Origin of the sequence: Shewanella sp. 10N.286.51.B7 (assembly GCF_002873615.1) — a bacterium.
GTDB lineage: Bacteria > Pseudomonadota > Gammaproteobacteria > Enterobacterales > Shewanellaceae > Shewanella > Shewanella electrodiphila.
Genome location: NZ_MCUF01000048.1, coordinates 21,331 through 42,664 on the forward strand (window position 1 = coordinate 21,331; position 21,334 = coordinate 42,664).

At 39.6% G+C, this 21,334-nt stretch carries 19 protein-coding genes; 13 read left to right on the forward strand and 6 right to left on the reverse strand.

From position 1 onward, the window contains the following. Nucleotides 1-38: 38 nt before the first annotated feature. The 7 genes from proC to BCU84_RS13820 all read left to right on the forward strand — a co-directional run bounded on the left by proC (nt 39) and on the right by BCU84_RS13820 (nt 6,691). Entirely contained in the window at nt 39-857 is an 819-nt protein-coding gene (proC, locus tag BCU84_RS13785) for a pyrroline-5-carboxylate reductase (RefSeq protein WP_102528659.1), read from the forward strand. Between the two features lie 73 nt (nt 858-930). Beyond that, nucleotides 931-1,479, forward strand: a complete 549-nt coding sequence (locus BCU84_RS13790) for a YggT family protein (RefSeq protein WP_102528660.1) — start codon at nt 931-933, stop codon at nt 1,477-1,479. Between the two features lie 377 nt (nt 1,480-1,856). After that, entirely contained in the window at nt 1,857-2,069 is a 213-nt protein-coding gene (locus BCU84_RS13800; RefSeq protein ID WP_102528661.1) for a DUF167 family protein, read from the forward strand. A gap of 140 nt (nt 2,070-2,209) precedes the next feature. Further along, nucleotides 2,210-2,656 carry a DUF4426 domain-containing protein gene (locus BCU84_RS13805; RefSeq protein ID WP_102528662.1) on the forward strand — a complete coding sequence of 149 codons (447 nt, stop codon included), beginning with the start codon at nt 2,210-2,212 and terminating at the stop codon, nt 2,654-2,656. 174 nt (nt 2,657-2,830) lie between these two features. Then, nucleotides 2,831-3,427: an RdgB/HAM1 family non-canonical purine NTP pyrophosphatase gene (gene rdgB / locus BCU84_RS13810; protein WP_102528663.1), complete on the forward strand. Its 597-nt coding sequence runs from the start codon at nt 2,831-2,833 to the stop codon at nt 3,425-3,427. Nucleotides 3,428-3,432: 5 nt separating this feature from the next. After that, complete coding sequence (gene hemW, locus BCU84_RS13815; protein ID WP_102528664.1) at nt 3,433-4,572, forward strand: radical SAM family heme chaperone HemW; 1,140 nt, start codon at nt 3,433-3,435, stop codon at nt 4,570-4,572. A gap of 265 nt (nt 4,573-4,837) precedes the next feature. Then, a complete protein-coding gene (locus BCU84_RS13820) occupies nt 4,838-6,691 on the forward strand; it encodes a DUF885 domain-containing protein (RefSeq protein ID WP_102528665.1) in 1,854 nt (617 codons plus the stop codon). Nucleotides 6,692-7,272: 581 nt separating this feature from the next. Here the strand turns inward: BCU84_RS13820 and BCU84_RS13825 are convergent. The 5 genes from BCU84_RS13825 to trmB form a co-directional block, all read right to left on the reverse strand. Then, nucleotides 7,273-8,214: a LysR family transcriptional regulator gene (locus BCU84_RS13825; protein WP_102528666.1), complete on the reverse strand. Its 942-nt coding sequence runs from the start codon at nt 8,212-8,214 to the stop codon at nt 7,273-7,275. Between the two features lie 543 nt (nt 8,215-8,757). After that, nucleotides 8,758-9,588 carry a YggN family protein gene (locus tag BCU84_RS13830; RefSeq protein WP_102528667.1) on the reverse strand — a complete coding sequence of 277 codons (831 nt, stop codon included), beginning with the start codon at nt 9,586-9,588 and terminating at the stop codon, nt 8,758-8,760. A gap of 308 nt (nt 9,589-9,896) precedes the next feature. Further along, nucleotides 9,897-10,811 carry a glutaminase B gene (gene glsB, locus BCU84_RS13840; protein WP_102528669.1) on the reverse strand — a complete coding sequence of 305 codons (915 nt, stop codon included), beginning with the start codon at nt 10,809-10,811 and terminating at the stop codon, nt 9,897-9,899. Nucleotides 10,812-10,819: 8 nt separating this feature from the next. Further along, nucleotides 10,820-11,146 (reverse strand): 50S ribosome-binding protein YggL, encoded by a 327-nt coding sequence (locus BCU84_RS13845; RefSeq protein WP_102528670.1) that lies wholly within the window; start codon nt 11,144-11,146, stop codon nt 10,820-10,822. 76 nt (nt 11,147-11,222) lie between these two features. Next, a complete protein-coding gene (gene trmB, locus BCU84_RS13850; RefSeq protein WP_102528671.1) occupies nt 11,223-11,939 on the reverse strand; it encodes a tRNA (guanosine(46)-N7)-methyltransferase TrmB in 717 nt (238 codons plus the stop codon). A gap of 304 nt (nt 11,940-12,243) precedes the next feature. On the opposite strand from trmB, the gene mutY reads away from it, so the two are divergent. The 3 genes from mutY (at nt 12,244) to BCU84_RS13865 (ending at nt 15,815) form a co-directional block, all read left to right on the forward strand. Further along, a complete protein-coding gene (gene mutY, locus BCU84_RS13855; protein ID WP_102528672.1) occupies nt 12,244-13,341 on the forward strand; it encodes an A/G-specific adenine glycosylase in 1,098 nt (365 codons plus the stop codon). Nucleotides 13,342-13,363: 22 nt separating this feature from the next. Next, nucleotides 13,364-13,642: an oxidative damage protection protein gene (locus BCU84_RS13860; protein WP_102528673.1), complete on the forward strand. Its 279-nt coding sequence runs from the start codon at nt 13,364-13,366 to the stop codon at nt 13,640-13,642. Nucleotides 13,643-14,015: 373 nt separating this feature from the next. Further along, nucleotides 14,016-15,815: an aryl-sulfate sulfotransferase gene (locus BCU84_RS13865; RefSeq protein ID WP_241906438.1), complete on the forward strand. Its 1,800-nt coding sequence runs from the start codon at nt 14,016-14,018 to the stop codon at nt 15,813-15,815. Between the two features lie 274 nt (nt 15,816-16,089). Here BCU84_RS13865 and BCU84_RS20735 read toward each other — a convergent pair whose 3' ends face one another. Then, nucleotides 16,090-16,263 (reverse strand): hypothetical protein, encoded by a 174-nt coding sequence (locus BCU84_RS20735; RefSeq protein ID WP_157936226.1) that lies wholly within the window; start codon nt 16,261-16,263, stop codon nt 16,090-16,092. Between the two features lie 126 nt (nt 16,264-16,389). Between BCU84_RS20735 and BCU84_RS13870 the strand changes: the two genes are divergently transcribed. From BCU84_RS13870 to BCU84_RS13880, 3 genes are all read left to right on the forward strand, one after another. After that, nucleotides 16,390-17,817, forward strand: a complete 1,428-nt coding sequence (locus tag BCU84_RS13870; RefSeq protein ID WP_102528674.1) for an MFS transporter — start codon at nt 16,390-16,392, stop codon at nt 17,815-17,817. Between the two features lie 4 nt (nt 17,818-17,821). Beyond that, the gene (locus BCU84_RS13875; protein WP_241906439.1) at nt 17,822-20,212 is read left to right on the forward strand and encodes an NdvB protein; all 2,391 of its coding nucleotides are present in this window, start codon (nt 17,822-17,824) and stop codon (nt 20,210-20,212) included. Nucleotides 20,213-20,400: 188 nt separating this feature from the next. Beyond that, nucleotides 20,401-21,309 (forward strand): CBM9 family sugar-binding protein, encoded by a 909-nt coding sequence (locus BCU84_RS13880; protein WP_241906440.1) that lies wholly within the window; start codon nt 20,401-20,403, stop codon nt 21,307-21,309. The last annotated feature ends 25 nt before the right edge of the window (nt 21,310-21,334 follow it).

The window sequence follows — 21,334 nt, forward strand, 5'->3', positions numbered from 1 at the left end:
ACTCAACGAGTACATAAAATTAAAAGTGATTTAACCTTATGACTCAAGCAAAAGTATGTTTTATCGGTGCGGGCAACATGCCGCGAGCTATCATTAGCGGTTTAGTGACCAACGGATACCCTGCTGATAGAGTTCACGCAACGAACCCAAGTGTCGGCAAGTTAGATGCGCTAAAAGCAGATTTTGGTATTCAAGTTTCTCACGACAATGTTGCAGCTGCGGATGATGCAGATGTGATAGTACTCAGCGTAAAACCGCAGTTAATGCAAATGGTGTGTGAGCAACTAAGTCATTTAGATTTATCCAATAAGTTATTAGTTACTATCGCTGCAGGCATTCCTGCAGCGCGTTATCAAGATTACTTTAAGCAACCAATTAAACTTATTCGCACTATGCCAAATACACCAACTCAAATTGGTGTTGGCATGACTGGATTATTTGCTGACGACTCAATCTCAGCTGAGCATAAACAAATTTGCGAAACCCTAATGAAAACCGGTGGCGAAGTTGTTTGGGTAAAAACTGAAGATGAGCTTAATCAAGTTATCGCGTTAGCTGGCAGCTCACCTGCATATTTTTTCTTGTTTATTGAGTCGATGATCCAACACGGCATTAAAACAGGGCTTGATGAGCAGACAGCTCGAGCTTTAGCTCAACAAGCTGCATTAGGTGCTGCGCAAATGGTCGTGCAAAACCCTCAGCTGTCATTAGAGAAGTTACGCACCAATGTTATGTCTAAAGGTGGCACGACTGCTCGCGCAGTTGAGACGCTTGAAGAAGGCGATTTACGTGGGTTAGTTGACCAAGCAATGACGAACTGCATAGAACGAGCAGAAGAAATGGCAAAAACATTTTAAAATTATACGGATTCAGCGACACTGTCACTATTAATGACATGTTATACGCACCAACCAAACAAGGCACTTAATAATGAATGCAATGCAATTTCTCGTTACCACGGTTTTTGACCTTTACCTTATGGTGGTAATTTTACGTTTTTGGCTTCAACTTGCTAGAGCGGACTTTTATAATCCATTTAGTCAATTTATCGTAAAAGCGACTCAACCTATTATTGCACCTATGCGCCGTGTATTACCTTCTATTGGTGTCATTGATACAGCATCAATTGTACTTGCGCTTATTGTGGTCTTGGTGAAGTTTTTGACCTTATCTTTACTGGTTGATTTAAAAATCGATGCGGTATCATTACTGATTTTATCTTTAGTTTCGGTGATCAAAGAAGCAGGTATTTTACTGTTCTGGGTATTAATTATCCGCGCTTTACTAAGCTGGTTTAATCAAGGACATAATCCGATTGTGATGGTGATGGATCAATTAACAGAGCCGTTTTTACGCCCTGTTCGTAAAATCCTTCCTCCAATGGGCGGACTTGATTTATCAGTCATGCTGTTATTAATTGCGATGAACTTTATCAATATTTTATTCGCGCAATATATTCCGTTTTGGAATGCGGTTTAACCCTTCAAACTGGGATTAACCATAATGAGTGCAATCATTCAGCAACAGAGCGATTTGTTGCTGAATCTTTATATTCAGCCTAGGGCCTGTTTATCTTTGCAGATTAGATTTTGTTAGAAACAAAAGCGATTTAATCGAGGCGAGTGAATTGCAGCCTAGTCACCTAAGCACCTTTTATTCACAAAGATGCATTCAACAAAGAGTAAAACACTTTTGGCCTAACCCTCCGGACAGAGTTTGTTGGCCATTTTATACTGCGTTATCGGCTATTTATGTAGAATAACTACATTACAAAGCCTCTGCCTTGATAAACAGGCCAACAATTCACTGCAAAAACAACCTTAAAAGATCAACAGGCCCTAACCAGCCGAGATAAGATCATCGGTCTGCATGGCGATGAGTTAAAAATTGCTATTACTGCACCTCCCATTGACGGTAAAGCCAATAGCCATTTGATTAAATATTTAGCTAAAGCCTTCAAAGTTCCTAAAGCGGATGTCGTAATCTTAAAAGGCCTTCAAGGTCGGCATAAACAAGTCCAAATATCCATGCCTAAACAAATTCCTATTGAATTATCTCACTTACTGTAAAGCAATAAATTCAAAGTTAACTCATTAAACTTACTTAGTTTTGTATGAAATTAAGGTGAGTTTGATTAAAATTCTCTATACTTAGGTCTACACTCCATTAGTGAATCACCTCTTGCAAGAGTCGATCAAGGATCACGATTATGTTTCGCACTATCATTTTAAGTTTATTGGTTGTTTTAGGACTGTCACTCGGACTATCAAATACCGCCCAAGCAGAACAAAAACAGCAAGTAGGTAACTTTGATATCCATTACATGGCATTAAGCAGCACGTTTATCACCCCAAGTATTGCTAAAACCTACGGTATTGAACGAAGCAATTATAATGGCATCGTAAATATTGCAGTATTAGATACCAGTAAAGAGGGTAACCCGCCTGTAGCAATTGAAATATCAGGTGTGGCGAACAACTTACTGGATGCAAGAATTACGTTAGATTTTAAAGAAATCCGTGAGGGCAAAGCCATTTATTATATCGCCCAAGTGCCATACCGTGACGACCAAGAAATCAATTTCAACATTGCCATTAAGCATGGGAATAAACTCAATACAGCACTAAAATTTAAGCAAAAATTTTACGTTGAATAATCAGAAACGTGCAGCAAAAACATTCTACAAAGCCAATTCTAGTATGATTGGCTTTATTTTTATCAGTCCATAAACCATCACCTATTATCATCTTTTGAGCTATCTATCAGCTAAACGCTTAGGTATCATTAGCCAAATTTTCAAGTACCATTTTCCATCCACTAAGGTATTCCCATGCAGCAAATTGTTTTAGCCAGCGGTAACAAAGGTAAACTTAAAGAATTTGACCAAATGTTGTCACAATTTAATATCCAAGTATTGCCACAAAACCAATTCAATGTACCTGAAGTGGCTGAAACAGGAACAACCTTTATTGAAAATGCCATCATCAAAGCAAGACACGCAGCAGAAATAACCGGAAAAGCAGCCATTGCGGATGATTCAGGTTTAGAAGTTGATGCGCTTCAAGGAGCTCCAGGAATATACTCTGCTCGATATGGCGGAGAAGATGCGACAGAAAAAGACAGATACCTAAAATTACTCAATGCACTCGAAGGCCAAACCGAGCGTAATGCACGTTTTCAATGTGTATTGGTTTATATGCGTCATGCTAAAGATCCAACCCCGATTGTTTGCCAAGCAGCTTGGGAAGGAAAAATCGGCACTGTACCTCAAGGCGAGCAAGGTCATGGCTATGATCCTGTTTTCATTCCTGAAGGTTTTGATTGCTCAGCGGCAGAACTGAGTAGTGAACAAAAAAATCAACTAAGCCACCGTGGTTTAGCATTGAATTTATTGGCTGATGCACTCAAAGCTAAAGGGATCATCTAAGCATTATGTTAACCCTACCACCACTTAGCCTTTATATTCATATACCTTGGTGTGTGCAAAAGTGCCCTTATTGCGATTTTAACTCCCATGGTCAGCAAGGTGAATTGCCTCAAGCTCAATATGTCGAAGCCTTACTGCAAGATTTACACAATGACTTAGGTTATGTTCAAAACCGTAAGCTGCACAGCATTTTTATTGGTGGTGGTACGCCTTCATTGTTTGATGCCAAACAAATAAAGGTCATTCTTGACGGCGCTAGAAAAGCTATTGGTTTTGAAGATGATATTGAAATCACCATGGAGGCCAACCCTGGCACTTTAGAGCATGATGATTTTGCCGCCTATCAAGCAGCTGGCGTAACGCGTTTATCTATTGGCGTACAAAGTTTTTCTAAAGATAAGCTCAATTTACTTGGCCGCATCCATGATGAAAACGAAGCTGTCACTGCTGCTAATACCGCATCAAAATCAGGCTATAACAGTTTTAACCTTGATCTCATGCATGGTCTACCAAATCAAAGCTTTGATGAGGCAATGGCGGATATTGATACTGCAGCAGAGTTAATGCCACCTCACCTTTCTTGGTATCAATTAACCATTGAGCCCAATACGCTTTTTCACTCGAAGCCGCCACAACTCCCTGACGATGAAAACCTTTGGCACATCTATGAACAAGGCCAAAAGAAGCTTGCGGCATTAGGTTACCAACAATATGAAATCTCGGCTTATGCCAAACCAGGGTTTCAATGCCGTCATAATTTAAATTACTGGCAATTTGGTGACTACCTTGGCATTGGCTGCGGCGCTCACGGTAAAATCACCCAACCTGAAAAAGATGTGATCACCCGTACTGTAAAAATCAAACACCCTAAGGGCTACTTAAATACTGAAGACTACACTTTTGAAACATCAGAAGTACTCCCAGAAGATAGAGCACTTGAATACTTGATGAACAGGTTACGACTGATGACGCCGATCCCTAAAATTGAGTTTGAGCAACGCACCGGTTTATCAGCTGATGTGCTTACTGATGGAATAAATAAATCTATCTCAAGAGGCTTATTAAGTGAATCAGAGAACCATTGGCAGTTAACATCTAAAGGCCACATGTTCGTCAATGACCTATTATCGCAATTTATAGATTAATTCAGTCATTAACCCATTGGGTCATTCATTTAAAAACTCATTACTGTATAGGCTCAGCAAATAGTGCTTAATAGCCACCACTTGAACTAAGTCGGTGGCTTTTTAATGCTCGCAGCAATACTTAATCTAATAAACCGCAAGCTTTAAGCAACATTTAATACACAATTGCTAACATTTCACTTTACCCTTTTTCGCTTTGCTCTATTAGGATATCAATCAATATTAATAAACGCTTACTTCTATCCCTCGTTTACGGAAACTCACTATGCTACTAAAAACTAAAACGACAATAATAGCCGTTGCATTATCTAGCTTATTATCTACCTCTGCTTTGGCCCATGGATCGGACAACCACGAAGTTAAAAGCGCAACTGAAACAACTAAAAAAGCCACAACGGAATCAGAAAAAGCCAATGAATTATTTGAAAACATTTTCATGGAAAATGTTATGGCTAGCCCTATCTCACAAACCTACATGCGTATTAAAACTGATTACGATAAATGGGGTGATTTCAGTGATAAAGCTGATGATGAAGCATTAGAGCGTACTAAAAAGCACCTTAAACAACTCGAATCAATTGATGTCAGTAAACTTGATGTTCAAACTGCATTAAGTTTTAACTTAATGAAACAAGGGTTAGAACAAGACATTGCTGATGATAAATGGCGTTACCATACCTATCCAGTTAACCAAATGTACGGCAGCCATACTTTTATCGCGACATTCTTGATTAATCAACACCAAGTATCAAGCGTTAGCGATGCTGAAGCTTATATCAGTCGTTTAAATGGCGTTAAGCATGCTAGTAAGCAGTTAGTTGATGCTTTAAAGCTTCGTGCTGATAAAGGCGTAATCGCACCTAAGTTTGTTTTCCCATATGTCATTTCAGACAGTGAAAATATTATTACTGGCGCTCCTTTTAGTGACACTGAAGAAAAGAGCACTCTGTGGGCTGACATCAACAAAAAGGTTACTGCCTTAGATGCGCCTCAAGCTAAAAAAGATGAATTACTTGCTGCAGCTAAAAAAGCCCTCGTTGACAGTGTTCAACCAGCCTATACCGATCTTATCGCTTATCTTAATGAAATTGAGAAAAAAGCCGATACTCGTGATGGTGTTTGGAAACTGCCTGAAGGTGATGACTTTTTCAATTTACGTTTAAGCCGTGTCACTACAACAGACATGAGCTCAGAAACAATTCATCAGTTAGGTTTATCTGAAGTTGCCCGTATTCATGACGAAATGCGCGAAATCATGAAGACAGTTAAATTTGATGGTGACTTACAAGAATTCATGGCATTTATGCGTGATGACGACCAGTTCTACTACCCAGCAACTGATGAAGGCAAGAGCCGTTACATGTCAGAAGCCAAAGCATTAATTGATAACATGGAGTCTCGTTTAGACGAAGTATTCAATATCAAACCAAAAGCTAAATTAGTAGTAAAACAAGTCGAAGCCTTCCGTGAAAAATCAGCGGGTAAAGCGTTTTACAATCAACCTGCACCAGATGGATCACAACCTGGTACCTACTACGCTAATCTATATGATATGAAGGCGATGCCGACTTACCAAATGGAAGCATTAGCTTACCATGAAGGTATTCCAGGACATCATATGCAAATTGCTATTGCACAAGAACTAGAAGGTATTCCTAAATTCAGAAAGTACGGCGGTTATACTGCCTATATTGAAGGTTGGGGCTTATACACTGAATACTTCCCTAAAGAGATGGGCCTATATGCCGACCCATACTCTGACTTCGGCCGCTTAGCAATGGAACTTTGGCGCGCATGTCGTCTAGTGGTAGACACTGGTATCCATTCAGAAAAATGGACCCGTGAGCAAGGTATTCAATATTATGTTGATAATACGCCAAACGCAGAGTCTGATGCAGTGAAAATGGTTGAACGTCATATCGTCATGCCAGGTCAAGCAACTGCTTACAAAGTGGGAATGATTAAGATTCTAGAGCTACGTGAGAATGCGAAGAAGCAGTTAGGTAACAAATTCGATATTCGTCAATTCCACACTCTCATTCTTGAGAATGGTCCTTTGCCGCTAGATATTCTAGAAACGAAGGTCAATGACTGGGTTAAAGCAACTAACGCTGCATAACCCCTCTTATAAAAACAAAAAACCACTGAGCTCAGTGGTTTTTTTATGCCTGAATTTTATTTTGACTAATACGCTGTGAATAAGAAATGACAATAAGCAATGACAATAAGAAACGACTGAAGCGAATAAGCAAGCAGGAACAAAAAAAGCGGTTGAGTGAATTTCAGGCAAAAATAACCCCAGCACTATGTCTGGGGTAAACCAATATAAACTAGGATGATGGTTTCAAAGCCGGCATTGTTCTAGTTTTAAAACCGTTGCCAGCAGTGATTCAAAATTTGCGAAGTTGCTGATTTGCACAAAAAGTCGAAAAGGGGTCATTTCTCAACAAGATGCGTGACTCAAACCATTCCGAATCAACTGAAATCTATTGTATTGATTTCAGAACATAGTTCAAGATGCGAGAATGAAATTGTTTTAATTTAAAGACAAAACCTTGCTGGACAATTTTTAATCACAAACAATTAAACCATTGTTTAAATTGAACAAATAAAAAAACCGCACTTAAAGGTGCGGTTTTGTTTTAAATTTTGAACAATGTTTCCATATATTCTTACGTCATTGACGACTTAAACTGGTAATTATTTACGCAATTTGTATAAATGGTCATATTTAGTGTCCCAGTATGGAGTACTACCAATATGGCCTTTAATGAAGTCGATGAATGAGCTCACCTTAGGTGCAAGATGCTTACGGCGTGGATAAACGGCTTGTAAAGGCAAGTTATTCGTTAACTGCCAATCTGGTAACAAGGGTACTAAAGTGCCTTGTTCAATCTCATCTTCCAATAAGTAACTTGCTAAATATGCAATACCTAACCCGCTAACCGCTGCTGATTTAAGTGCTGGTGCATTGTCGACACGGAAGTTACCTGACACACCGATTTCGCAGTAATCATCACCTTTCTTGAACTGCCACATGCTGTGTTCATGCCACTCACCTTGATATACAAGACAGTTATGATCAACCAGCTGTTCAGGACGAGAAATGGTGCCATTTTGAGCGATGTACTCTGGCGATGCTGCGAGTAAGAACTGACACTTCATCAATGGACGAGCAACCATACCTAAAGGTAATTGCTCTGACATAGTTAATAATAAATCTAAGCCTTCGCTGACTACATCAACCTTGTGATCAAGTAAGCTGACTTGTAACTCAAGCTCAGGGTGTTTAGCCATAAACTCAGGTAAAGCCGGAATGATGTGCATGGTACCGAAAGATTGGGAAATACCCACTTTCAATACACCACGGGTCGCATCATTTAAATTATGTACACTTGCGACAGCTTGTTCAGCATCACGAAGCAACTCTTCACCTTGAATATAAAGCAAGTTACCTGCTTCTGTCAGACTCAGACTACGTGTAGTACGTTGAATCAGTTGAACCCCAAGTTTATGTTCAAGATCAGCAACCTGAGTACTTACTTTCGACTTAGATATACTCAATCTTCTGGCTGCGGCACTGAAACTACCAGCGCGGGCAACATGAGTAAAAATAGCAATAGGTTCTAACAGTTCTAACATGGGAGTCGCCTTAAGCTGTTTACGACATTAAAAATAGTTTTTGGAATGCCAATCACTGTAACTTATCCGAAACAATACTGAACAAGATTTAACCGATATAGCAGTGCAAAAATGTATGCACGATTAACCAAAAAAGAAATTAAATTGTGATAGTCCGTTATCCTGTATAGCCAATCAAAACTAAAACAATAAGTTAATAGGATTAGCGATACAGTCTTTTAATTTATGGAGTATACCAAAAAAATTACATATGGCTCTATATTTATAATATACAATTTTTTTATCAGAACAAATCATATCTTCAACAGAAGTGTAGTTGAATTAACATTTTAAAGGCTTTTTAAACGAAAAAGCCCCTGCATATGAATGCAGGGGAAGGTCAGGTGCATTTTGACAATGCTAGAAATTGAACAATCAAGATAATCAAATAAGTCACATCAAATTGCGCTAGCGGTGAACAACCTAATCAATTACCTATTAGTTAAATCAAATACTGATACTTATATATAAAATTCAATTCAACCAATTAACACTCAAGTAAACTTATTCGTATTGGGTATTATCCAATGTTGCAAGTTGGTATGAAGCAAGTTCAGGAATCGATTGACGAACTTCAGATTCAAGCGCCATAAGCTCTTCAAAGTCAGCACAAATCTTTTCAGCTTTCGCTTCAATAGCCTCAGACTGATCTGCTATTTGCAATTCAATGTCTTCACCTACTCTTTCCATTTTGGTAGAAAATGCTTCCATTTTCTCTTCAAAACTTCCACCTTCAGATGACATCATTTCGGCGCCTAAAGCCATCATAAAGCTACCCATTGAATTCTTAATCATGGCTTCCATTTCTTGTTCAAAATCTTCATTAAATGCTTCTTCAATTGAAGATTCCGTAGCGCCTAAATAAAACTTGTCACCTTGTTGATAGGCCGCTTCATCAATACGAGTTTGAATGCCTGCTAACAGCTCATCTAATTTGGCGCCTGTTGCATCACCAAAAATTGGCGTAAGTGCTAGGCTCACAGCATCCGTTGCTAGTACTACAACTTCATTCACTAAATCGATAATTTCAGGAACTTGTTGAGATAACTCTTCTGAGTAATTGGTTAATAAGTTGCGTTGCTTATTATCTAAATCTATCTTGCTACCTTCGACATAAAGCTCACCCATTTCAACTCGATATAGCTCTTCGCCCTTTTCACTGATTAACAGCTTCTTAGGTTCGACAGTCACATCATAGTTAAGAGTGACATTACATTGCTCGTCATCTAGTGACAGCTTTGCCATAGCAGGCGTGATTGCTCCGGCAGTAAAAATAAGACCTGATAAAGCAAGACCTTTAATTAATCCGTTGGTGAAATTAGTTTGAGTTTTCATTAGCTCTTCCCTTGCTGTAAATAAAACACAGTCATTAAGTTGTAGACTGAATTTTCAAATTTGATAATTAAACCGTTTATTACGATTAAACTTAAATTAGATAAAGCACAGCCCATGCCAATATTAAAAAAATCTTTATTTTCAAAGGTTAAAGTAAAATAGGCGACGTTATAGACAAAGAAAGGAATTATGAAGTTAACCGACAATGAGTGAAATAACCAACAAAGTGGTGTTTTTCACTCTTTGCTAATTTTCACTAAAAATAAACAGAAGGAGCGGAGCAATAGCAGTAAAATGAAATCAAAGCACTAAAAGATTGAACGCCCCAAAGCCTGTGATAAGTGCTCCAGCATACGCGTACCCGCCAATGAATTTCCGTTTTGGTCTAACTCTGGAGACCAAACACAAATAGACATATCACCAGGAATAACAGCAATAATTCCGCCACCAACACCACTTTTACCCGGCATACCAACGCGATAAGCAAATTCACCCGCGCCATCATACAAACCAGATGTTGCTAACAACGCATTCAGCTGCCTTGTTTGTACAGGGGTAACCAGTTGTTCATTTTGAAGTGTCTTGCCGCGATTAGCCAAATAGAACATGGCTTTAGACAAATCAGCACAATTCATTTTGAGTGAGCAATAATGAAAATAGTTTTTTAATACCGTATCGACATTACCATCAAAATTACCAAATGATTTCATCAAGTAGGCAATAGAGGCATTTCTAGCACTAAATTTAAATTCTGAGTTGGCGACATTTTTATCAAAACAAATGTGCGAATTGCCACTGAGCTTTCTGACTTCTTCAAGCATACGGTGCTTGGGTGCGCTTTGTCTGGCTTGAATTAAGTCTGCAATCACTAATGCGCCTGCATTGATAAAGGGATTACGAGGGATCCCGCGCTCTAACTCAACTTGGACCAGTGAATTAAAAGATTGACCAGATGGCTCTTTGCCTACTCTGCTCCAAATTTCATCTTCGGTGTATAAGCTAAGTGCCAGCGTCAAACTAAAGACTTTAGAAATACTTTGAATTGAAAACGGCTCAAGGTAATCGCCTGCTCCGATGGTTTGTCCATCAGCAGTCGTTACAGCAATCGCAATTTTATTAGGATCAACACTCCCCAAAGCAGGAATGTAATTTGCTACCTTTCCAGAACCAATAAGTGGCCGAACTTTGTCGACCACTTGTTCAAGCAAAATTTGCTCAGGCATTGGCTTAATTAGCCCCACCAGATGTCGTATAACGCACTGACTTCAAGTTGAGGTACTTTCTTCGCTTCCCAAAAGGCTTTTACAGCTGCAACATCTTCTTCGGTACATTTGCCGATTTGCTGAGTGGCAATAATACCTTCCCACATTTTGTGTCCGCCACCGTGGAAGCCTAGCTCACGCGGTAAAATAACCTCATCGATAAACTCATCAACGGCTTTATCAATATCCGCTTCTGAAATAGCGTCATCGAATGTCCAATTGATATCAAAACCAAGTTCTTGGAACTCATCAACGCGAAGCTTTTTACGTAGACGGCGATTACGATTCTTAGCCATGTTTTTATCCTAGTTAGTGTTGTACGATTATAAATTATTATATTAATTCAGAAGCTAAGCTTATGTTTTAATAAATTTAGCTGACTTTTTCAAACATTAAATCCCAAACGCCATGACCTAAGCGATGACCACGGGCTTCAAATTTTGTCAGTGGACGGTGATCAGGACGTTCAACGACTGTATTAGTCTCAGATTGATTTTTATAACCTTCAGCTGCTGACATCACTTCTAGCATATGCTCACTGTAGTTTTCCCAGTCTGTTGCCATATGGAAAACACCGCCAATTTTAAGTTTACGGCGAATAAGCGCAGCAAATTCAGCTTGAACAATACGACGTTTGTGGTGACGTTTTTTATGCCATGGATCAGGAAAGAATAACTGAACTCGGCTCAATGACCCGTCAGCAATACTGTTTTCAAGCACTTCCATCGCATCATGATGATAAACACGAAGGTTAGTCACTTCAGCTTTACCCGCATCAACAAGACAAGCACCAACGCCAGGTTTGTGAACTTCTATACCAATATAATTCAGTTCAGGAGCAGCTTGCGCCATTTCAACTAAAGAAGCACCCATGCCAAAACCAATTTCTAAAACGGTATCAGCTTCACGGTTAAATACTTCAGTAAGATTAATTGGCTCTGGAGTGTAATCTAACCCCATTGCTGGCCAGTGTGATTCAATTGCTTGAGCTTGGCCTTTGGTTAGTCGCCCTTCTCTCAAAACAAAACTTCTAATCTTACGAAGATATTTACCATCTTCGTTATATTCAGCGGTAGTAACGTCGCTCATTTCTGCCTCATCAATTAGGTACTTTATTAAGTGACCCAATGTTTAACTTCAAATTCATAAAATAGTCAGTAAGTATATCGCAAAATCGTCATGACTAAAGTAGTTAATCCCCTTTGAGGCGGAGATTATTTTGCTTATATTGCGTTTTTTACAGAAGTTTAGCTGCATGAGTCAAGATACCTCAGGGACTAGGCACATTTAAACCTTCACAGACCATTTAACAGCCACTTATCGTTTTTAGCTTTTCCATTATCAAAACCGTATCTAACTTGTTTATCAAAACGTCGCCATATACACTGCGCCAATGAATAAAGTTAACTCCTTTTCTGAGCGAATTGTTGCTTGGTACGATGTTCACGGGCGTAAAACGCTTCCTTGGCAAATCAATAAAACCCCATATAGAGTATGGATTTCAGAGATCATGCTGCAACAAACTCAAGTTGCGACTGTGATTCCATACTATGAAAAGTTCATGGACAGTTTCCCGTCAATTAGTGATTTAGCCAAAGCTAGCGAAGATGATGTTTTGCATCATTGGACAGGTCTTGGGTACTACGCGCGTGCGAGAAACCTACATAAGGCTGCGAAAGCGATATGCGAACAGCATAATGGTCAGTTCCCTGAATCTTTAGATGAAGTGATTGCCTTATCAGGTATAGGACGCTCAACTGCAGGGGCAATTCTGTCACTTTCCCTTGGACAACATCACTCAATTTTAGATGGCAATGTTAAGCGAGTGCTTGCAAGACATGGCGCGATTGAAGGCTGGCCAGGGCAAAAAGCTGTTGAGCAAAAGTTATGGACCTTAACCGATTCCTTAACGCCAAAAGCTGATGTGCGTAAGTTTAATCAGGCCATGATGGATATCGGCTCTGCCGTTTGCACCCGCAGCAAACCTCGCTGTGATGCATGCCCTGTTGCCATTGATTGTAAAGCGCAATTAGCTGGCAGGCAGAGTGAGTTTCCTGGTAAAAAGCCTAAAAAGACAATTCCCGCTAAATCAGCCTGGATGCTAGTGATAAAAAAAGATGGCCAAGTCATTTTAAACAAACGTCCACCAGCGGGCATTTGGGGCGGGCTATGGTGCTTCCCTCAATTTGAAACAGAAGCTGAATTACATGAGCACGTATCAATCAAGTTTACGGGCAAAAACATCACCCATACTAATTCAGAATGGCTTGCAGGCTTTAGGCATACATTTAGCCATTTCCATTTAGATATTCAACCCATTGTGATTGAACTTGAATCAACACAAGATTTAACAGAATTTGAATCCAGTGTAATGGAACAAAACCAGAGTCTCTGGTATAACATACATCATCCAGCTAAAGTCGGATTAGCCGCAGCAACCGAGCGGATCTTATCTAACTTAGTCGCACTTTCAGCAGCAGATCCTATCTAAGGGATCCCGTTAAGGAAACATCATGGCTCGTAATGTTAATTGCGCATATTTAAATAAAGAAGCTCCAGGTTTAGATTTTCAATTGTACCCAGGAGAAGTTGGCAAGCGAATCTTTGACTCTATCAGTAAAGAAGCATGGGGACTTTGGCAGAAAAAACAAACCATGTTAATCAATGAAAACAAACTCAACATGATGAATGTTGATGACCGTAAATTTCTTGAAGAGCAAATGGTAAACTTTTTATTTGAAGGTAAAGACGTCGAAATTGAAGGTTATGTTCCACCTGCTGAAGACGAATAATCTAGCTTTAAAAATCATCAAGAATAGCGCTAGAATTTATCTACAATAGCGCTAAAGACTATTTACAATTGCGCTAAAGGCTTTCTAAAATAGCTCGATTCATCTATCAAACCTGTCGCTCACTAGACGATGATATGATGACGAGCTATTTTCGTATCCAGCAAGATACATTCGTTAACTGTTCCCACCTAAAGAAGACCGATGATTACTTTCGTTTAATAGTCAAAAGTTCCCGATTCAAAACAGAAATTTCATATTCGTGACCTTTCTTGAAAATAGTAAATATTGTCAGTCCTTTGTTAGCGATAAGACATTAATAAAAAACATTAATCAGTATACTCAAGCACAATTGTTTCAAATGAGATTATTGATAATGAAGCCACTTATTTATTCGCTACTTGCCATCAGCCTGAGCTTTTCAATCACAAATGTGACTGCTGATCCACTTGGAATGAAGCCAATACCCGTTCCTGATGCGCCTTTAGGTTATCTCGTGCATAACCCATATGAAAATGCACCGCTAACTGCTTTAGTTACCTTAAATGGTCACACGATTTCAGATGTAGAAGTGACAGTTCATGCAAAAGATGACACGGGTGTAAGTATTCACTACCAAGTTGATGACATGCGTGTGATGAATGAAGGTGGCGTACCCATATTTGGCTTGTACCCTGCCCTGATGAACCACTTTACAGTTAACTGGACTCAAAACGGTAAACAGCATAGCCATGACTATCAGATGCTCACACCAGATATTGATATGGGTTTTTCAGAAAGCCAATGGGCTAAAGCCCCTCTGGTTGAAGTTGAGCATGTCGATGCAGACTTTAAAGACCGACTATATTTCGTCAACTGGACTAACCCTGATGGCAAAACAGGCCAATTAGCTCATAACAATCCAGATGCTCCTGGCGCCTTTTCTTGGGATGGCAAGCCTGGCTTCTTTATTATCGATACTGCTGGCGATATCCGCTGGTATTTAAACCCATACACAACTCACGATTCAAAAAGCTTTGAAAATGCCGGTTACGCTATGGGAATGAATGTTACCGAAGATGGCAACATGGTTTGGGTTCAAGGCCAAGGTTGGAAAAAGATGTCTTTGATGGGCAGAATGATTTCTGAACATAGCTTACCAGGTAACTTTATTGATGCATCGCACGAAGGAATTGAAGGTGCTAACGGAAATATCTTTATTCGCGCTGCAGCCAAAGACTACCGCCGTCCTGACGGTAAGTTAGTAAACACTATTCGCGATCAAATTATTGAAGTTGATAGCACAGGTAAACTCGTCGATTACTGGGACTTGAACAGTATTCTTGATCCAATGCGAGACGATGCATTGTTATCTCTTGATGCTGGCGCTGTGTGTTTAAATATTAATGCCTCACAAGCTGGGCATCAGACTACACTTGAAGGTTTACAAAATGCGCCCTATGGCGATATTCATGGTGTCGAAACCGGCCGTAATTGGATCCACGTAAACTCCGTGGATTACGATCCCACTGACGACAGTATTATTATCAGTTCACGTCATCAATCAGCCGTTATTAAAATAGGTCGTGACAAGCAAATCAAATGGATATTAAGCCCATCAAAAGGCTGGTCTGAAAAGTTTGCTGATAAACTACTGACCCCTGTAGACAGTAAAGGCAAAGCATTAAACTGTAATGAAAAAGGCCAATGTAGAGGCACTAACTTTGATTTTTCTTACACCTCACACACAGCCTATAGAGTACCGCAAAAAGGAACTCTAACCGTATTTGATAACGGTGACGGTCGCCACCTTGGTCAACCGATGTTTGCCAATGAAAAATATTCTCGCTCAGTAGAATACAAAATCGATGAGCAAAAACTCACCGTTGAACAAGTATGGGAATATGGCAAAACTGAGCTAGGTTATAGTGGGTACTCACCTGTGACTTCAATCGTTAAGTATCAAGAAGATAAAGACAGTATGATGAGCTATTTTGCCTCGGCCGGCCTGTTTGGATTAGGGGGCGGATATGGCAACTTAAAAATGGACGACACCACAGGTAAAGTACAATCTATTTTAGTTGAACATAGATATGGTGAAACTGAACCCGCTGTACGAATAAACATTAACAGCCACGATATGTTTGCAACAGGTTATCGCGCTCAGGTCATTCGAGTGCAAGAAATGCTGAAATAACAAAATACTGCTTTTCTATTAGTCACAACTTAATGCCCGATAAAACAATTTGTCGGGCATTTTAAAACTCAGAGGTTTATTACGCCAAGCTGTTATTTATACAAGCTACTATCTTATATAAGCCATTACTTATACCAAGCTATTATTTTTACAAGCTACTATCTTATACAAGCCCTTACTTATACCAAGCTATTATTTATACGAGCTACAGTTTATACGAGCTACAGTTTATATGACCTAGTGTTTATACCAAGCTAGTGTTTACTTTTCCAAGCTAACTGCCCCTTCCTTGCAACATTCTTAATATTGAATTTGCAGCTTTTCTATCCTCTTTATTAGCGACTCCTTTTGTGTCATCGCTCAGCAAGAATTGATTTTTAATGCCCAATAAAGCTACTTCAAATTCAATCTTGAATAAATTAATACTGGTCAAAAAATGATTAATCATTTACATTCTAACAACAATGTAAGCGCTTACACTAATTGTTAAATATAAAAAGCATTAAAAATCAGTTAGCTGTAAAGTTGCCATAAATACCAAATTTGGATGGAATCAACCAAGGTAATAATAACAATGGCTCAAGAACCTAAAATATCACCTGTGACACCTCAATCTGAAAAGTTATCACTCAAAGAAAAAGTCGGTTATGCCCTCGGGGATGTGGCATCTAACTTTTATTGGCGTGTTTTCGATGTCTTTCTATTTATTTTTTATACCGACGTTTTCGGTATTTCTGCTGCTGCCGTCGGTACCATGATGTTAGTGACTCGCATAATAGATGCTGTTTCAGATCCATTAATGGGCGCATTAGCTGATAGAACGTCCACACGTTTCGGCAAGTTCAGGCCTTATCTTTTGCTCGGCATATTACCCATAGCTGCAGCAGGTGTACTTACCTTCACCGTCCCTGATTTAGGCGATGATGGAAAACTCATTTGGGCGTACGGCACATATATATTTATGATGCTTGCCTATACCTTTATTAATGTGCCTTATGGTGCTTTGCTTGGTGTAGTAACATCCGATAGTCAAGAGCGCACAACCTTAACCAGTTTTAGATTTATTGGCGCATTTTCTGGTGGCACCTTAGTGGCTTATATGACACCAGAACTGGTTAATCTACTTGGAAATGGCAACGAAGCTTTAGGCTGGCAAATGACCATGGGCTGCTATGGCATTATCTCAGCAGTGTTATTTACGCTGACTTTTTTTGCCACCAAAGAACGCATTGCGCCGCCAAAAAATCAGCGAACCAGTATCAAACAAGACATCATGGATTTAACGAACAACAAACCCTGGCTTATCTTGTTCTCACTCGCCTTAATCATCATGTTCACCATCACACTGCGGGCGAGTACGGGTACGTTCTACTTTAAGTATTATGTTGGCCGAGAGGACTTAATTGGTACTTTCACTGCGGTATATATGATTTCGCTGGCAATAGGTGCAGCTTCAACCCCATTACTGAGCCGCTACTTTGATAAACGCAGTTTACTGATTGGCTTAATGAGCCTAGTGGCTGTTTTGTCTGCAGGTTTTTACTTAATCCCACCGCAAAATTTAACCTTGATGTTTATCATGCAGGCCTTGATTGGTTTTTGCTTAGGCCCTAAGTCTCCTTTGGTATTTTCAATGTACGCTGACACCGCAGATTATTCGCAATACAAAAATGGCCGCCGCGCCACTGCAATGATTTTCTCTGCTGCGGCATTCTCACAAAAACTAGGCGGCGCTTTTGCAGGCGCCATGATTGGCTGGCTTTTATCTTCAATGGGGTATGTGGCCAATCAGCAACAATCGCCAGATTCGCTTATGGGCATATTATTGCTTAATACCCTGATCCCTGCGGTATTTGCAGTATTAGCGGTTTGGGTAGTAAAGCATTACAGCTTAGATGAACAAACAATGCATGACATTAACCAAAGCTTATATTCACCTGACTCGAAACAAGTCGACACTACAAACACTAACAACACTAACAACACAGCAGTGCAGGACTAAGATAGTGATCACTTACAACCAACAAAATGGCGCTGTCAGTCTACATAGCCCAACCAGCATGCCAAATGCATGTGGGTTTCTGTGGAATGAAAACATGATGATTCAAATGAATTGTCGAGGTTATGCCGTTGCTCAATTTATGCAACCAGAACCGGCTAAATACGCTCATGGCCCCGCCCTTGAAGCCAAGACATTTATGCAGCCTGAGCACGCCTATTTTAGCCACCATCCGGGGCGCTTTTTCTACATAAAGGATAATCAAACGGGTGAGATATTTTCAGTCCCTTATGCCCCAGTAAAACAAGCGCACAGTAAGTTTGAGTTTATCGTCGATAAACATAAAATTAGTTGGAAAGTGGAGCATTTAAATCTAACTTGCCACCTGAGCTTATCGTTAACTGCAGAAGATACAGCCGAACTTTGGCAACTTAGCGTCACCAATCATGCTGATAGTATTCGAGATTTAAGCATCTACAGTTATTTCCCTGTCGGCTACATGTCTTGGATGAATCAATCTGCAAGATTTGATGACACGCTTACTAGCATTTTGTGTGAATCAGTCACGCCTTATCAAAAAGTTGAACAATACCCTGTTCAAAAAGACTTTAAGGACACCACGGTTTTTATCAGTGATAAAAAACCAACCAGCTACGAGACTCGACAAGTTATTTTTGAAGGTGAAGGCGGATTGAATAATCCTGATGCTATAAAAAATGAACATTTAGCCTCTAAACCTGCCCATTATCAAACTCCTGCTGCCATAATGCAGTTTACGCAAAGCTTAAGCTCTGAAGAGTCATCGCAATTTAACTTTATCTTTGCCCCAGTTAAAGATGCTAAGGAAGCTAAGCAGCTCAAACAAAAGTATCTCAGTTCAGAACAAAAACTGAATAAGGCAAAACAAAAATATCAGCAGTATATTGCCACTTCTGATAATAAACTTGAAATTAGCAGCCCAAATAATGCACTTGATAATTTCATTAATCATTGGCTGCCAAGGCAAGTTTTTTATCATGGTGATGTCAACCGCCTTAGCACCGATCCGCAAACTAGGAATTACTTACAAGATGCGATGGGGATGATGTATATCAGCCCTGATAAAACCAAAAGTGCCTTTATAAAAGCCCTGTCACAACAACATAAAAATGGTGAAATGCCCGATGGTGTTTTGTTAAATGCAGATTCAGAGCTTAAGTATATTAATCAAATCCCACATACAGATCATTGCGTTTGGCTGGTGATTTGTATTGAAGCCTATTTAAATGAAACTGGTGATTACGACTTTCTTAACCAAGACATCCCCTTTTCAGATAATCAATATAGCGTGAGCGTGCTGGAACACATAAACCTCGCCCTAGATTATTTATGGTCACAAAGAGATAGCAGAGGCCTGAATTATATTAACCAAGGTGATTGGTGCGATCCGATGAATATGGTTGGCTATAAAGGCATCGGTGTTTCTAGCTGGTTAAGCCTTGCAAGCGCCTACAGTATGAAGTTATGGGCCGATGTCAGTGTGGCTATTGGGGAAAATGCGCAAGCAGATAAATGGCAACAACAAGCCAATACTTTAAATCAGGATGTAAACCAACATTGCTGGGATGGTGAATGGTTTGCGCGAGGCATTACCGATGCAGGCAACTGTTTCGGTGTCAGCGCAAATACTGAAGGGCGAATCTATTTAAACCCGCAAAGTTTTTCCATGCTTTCTGGCGCCATCACAGAGCAACAATGGCCATTAATGCAGGCTCAAATCAAGCAACAATTGCAAACCCCCTTTGGAATGATGATGCTGGCGCCAAGTTATACCCATATGCATGAAGAAGTCGGTAGGCTTACGCAAAAATTCCCTGGTACCGGCGAAAATGGCTCAGTTTATAATCATGCTGGCGCATTTTATATTTTTGCTTTGTTTGAGAGAGGTGAAACCGACACAGCTTTTGAGCTATTAAATACCATGATTAATCCTAGCTCAGATAGCGATACCCTCGCCCGAGGTCAACTGCCTGTATTTATCCCTAATTATTATCGCGGCGCTTACTTTCAATACCCTGAAGATGCAGGTAAATCCAGCCAATTATTTAATACTGGCACCGTTGCATGGATTTACCGAATCGTCATCGAGCAATTAATTGGCTTAAAAGGGATTAAAGACGGTCTTAAAATTCAACCTCAGTTACCGAGCGCTTGGGACAAGTTAGAGGTCACTCGTCTGTTTAGACAATCAACAATTAAACTCAATGTAAAACGTGAAGAACATATCTCAGAGCAGCAAGTGTTAGTTGATGGGATTCCACTTCATATCAATCAACAGGGCGAATTTATATTAGCGATAAAGCCAAAGCAAAATTATTGCATTGAGGTTGCTCTCCCATTGGCACCCTCTGTTAATTAACTGAGCATAGATATTATTTAACGATTTAAAAACAATAGATTAGATAACACTTTTGGAATTTGTTATCTTTTAGCATTATCTAATCTATTTATTCGAATACCATATAGAATAGACTGCCTGTGACGTTATTTTTAAACACAAGTACACTTATCACAAAGTATAAGATGCAGATTCGGAGCAAGAAAACTATGGAATGGTTTAGTAATCGTTATCGTATCCCCAATAAACAAAATCATGACCTGACAACAGCTAGCTTAGGCATGTTCAACCGAGTTAAATTCAACCATAGCGCTGTTAACCATACCGCTGTAGCCCTAGCATTAATTATAAGCCCTTTTTTTAGCACACTATCCGTTGCTGCAGCCGAGTTATCAACTGAAACATTGCATCAAGAACACAGCCATCAAATCATTGAGGTTAATAAAGCCAATAGTGACATCACTCTTGATGGCATCCCTAGCGAATCAGACTGGCAGCAAGCTAAATGGCACCCCATTGATCAAATGATTATCGGCCCTGCTATTTCAGCAGATGATTTCAGTGGCCAATACAAATTACTCTGGCGTGAAGATAAGTTGTTTTTACTCGCAGAAATTATTGATGACGTACTGTTCGATCAAACTGCTGATCCAACGGTTCTATATTGGGATGATGATACTGTTGAGGTATTTTTAGATGAAGATGCATCAGGTGGAGAGCATCAATTTAACCACAATGCGTTTGCATATCACGTGGCGTTAGACCGACAAGTTGCTGACTTCTCCACTCTTAAACAAGCCATGACCTTTAATGAACATATCGAAACAGTTTGGACTCGTGATCCTATTAATCCTAAAAAGATATACTGGGAGGTGGCTATTCACATCTTTCCTGACAGCTATGATGATAGTTTAGATGCTTTTGCACATAACCAAGTGTCACCTATTACGCTTTCTGCCGGTAAAGTTATGGGGTTCATGCTCGCTTATTGTGACAATGATGGTTCAAAGCAAAGAGAGAATTTTATCGGTTCGCATCCTATAAAAGCGGTTGATGGCGATATGAATCGAGGTTATAAAAGTGCAGATGTATTCGGTAAAATCAAACTGATTAAATAGCTATTATATGGTGATTTAAATACCT

Coding starts and splice junctions, on each gene's coding strand:
- BCU84_RS13805 (WP_102528662.1), top strand. CDS start 2,210: ATGTTTCGCACTATCATTTTAAGTTTATTGGTTGTTTTAGGACTGTCA.
- BCU84_RS13845 (WP_102528670.1), bottom strand. CDS start 11,146: ATGGCTAAGAATCGTAATCGCCGTCTACGTAAAAAGCTTCGCGTTGAT.
- proC (WP_102528659.1), top strand. CDS start 39: ATGACTCAAGCAAAAGTATGTTTTATCGGTGCGGGCAACATGCCGCGA.
- BCU84_RS13830 (WP_102528667.1), bottom strand. CDS start 9,588: ATGAAAACTCAAACTAATTTCACCAACGGATTAATTAAAGGTCTTGCT.
- BCU84_RS13880 (WP_241906440.1), top strand. CDS start 20,401: ATGGAATGGTTTAGTAATCGTTATCGTATCCCCAATAAACAAAATCAT.
- mutY (WP_102528672.1), top strand. CDS start 12,244: ATGAATAAAGTTAACTCCTTTTCTGAGCGAATTGTTGCTTGGTACGAT.
- glsB (WP_102528669.1), bottom strand. CDS start 10,811: ATGCCTGAGCAAATTTTGCTTGAACAAGTGGTCGACAAAGTTCGGCCA.
- BCU84_RS13790 (WP_102528660.1), top strand. CDS start 931: ATGAATGCAATGCAATTTCTCGTTACCACGGTTTTTGACCTTTACCTT.
- BCU84_RS13860 (WP_102528673.1), top strand. CDS start 13,364: ATGGCTCGTAATGTTAATTGCGCATATTTAAATAAAGAAGCTCCAGGT.
- BCU84_RS13865 (WP_241906438.1), top strand. CDS start 14,016: ATGAAGCCACTTATTTATTCGCTACTTGCCATCAGCCTGAGCTTTTCA.
- BCU84_RS13820 (WP_102528665.1), top strand. CDS start 4,838: ATGCTACTAAAAACTAAAACGACAATAATAGCCGTTGCATTATCTAGC.
- trmB (WP_102528671.1), bottom strand. CDS start 11,939: ATGAGCGACGTTACTACCGCTGAATATAACGAAGATGGTAAATATCTT.
- BCU84_RS13825 (WP_102528666.1), bottom strand. CDS start 8,214: ATGTTAGAACTGTTAGAACCTATTGCTATTTTTACTCATGTTGCCCGC.
- hemW (WP_102528664.1), top strand. CDS start 3,433: ATGTTAACCCTACCACCACTTAGCCTTTATATTCATATACCTTGGTGT.
- rdgB (WP_102528663.1), top strand. CDS start 2,831: ATGCAGCAAATTGTTTTAGCCAGCGGTAACAAAGGTAAACTTAAAGAA.
- BCU84_RS20735 (WP_157936226.1), bottom strand. CDS start 16,263: ATGATTAATCATTTTTTGACCAGTATTAATTTATTCAAGATTGAATTT.
- BCU84_RS13870 (WP_102528674.1), top strand. CDS start 16,390: ATGGCTCAAGAACCTAAAATATCACCTGTGACACCTCAATCTGAAAAG.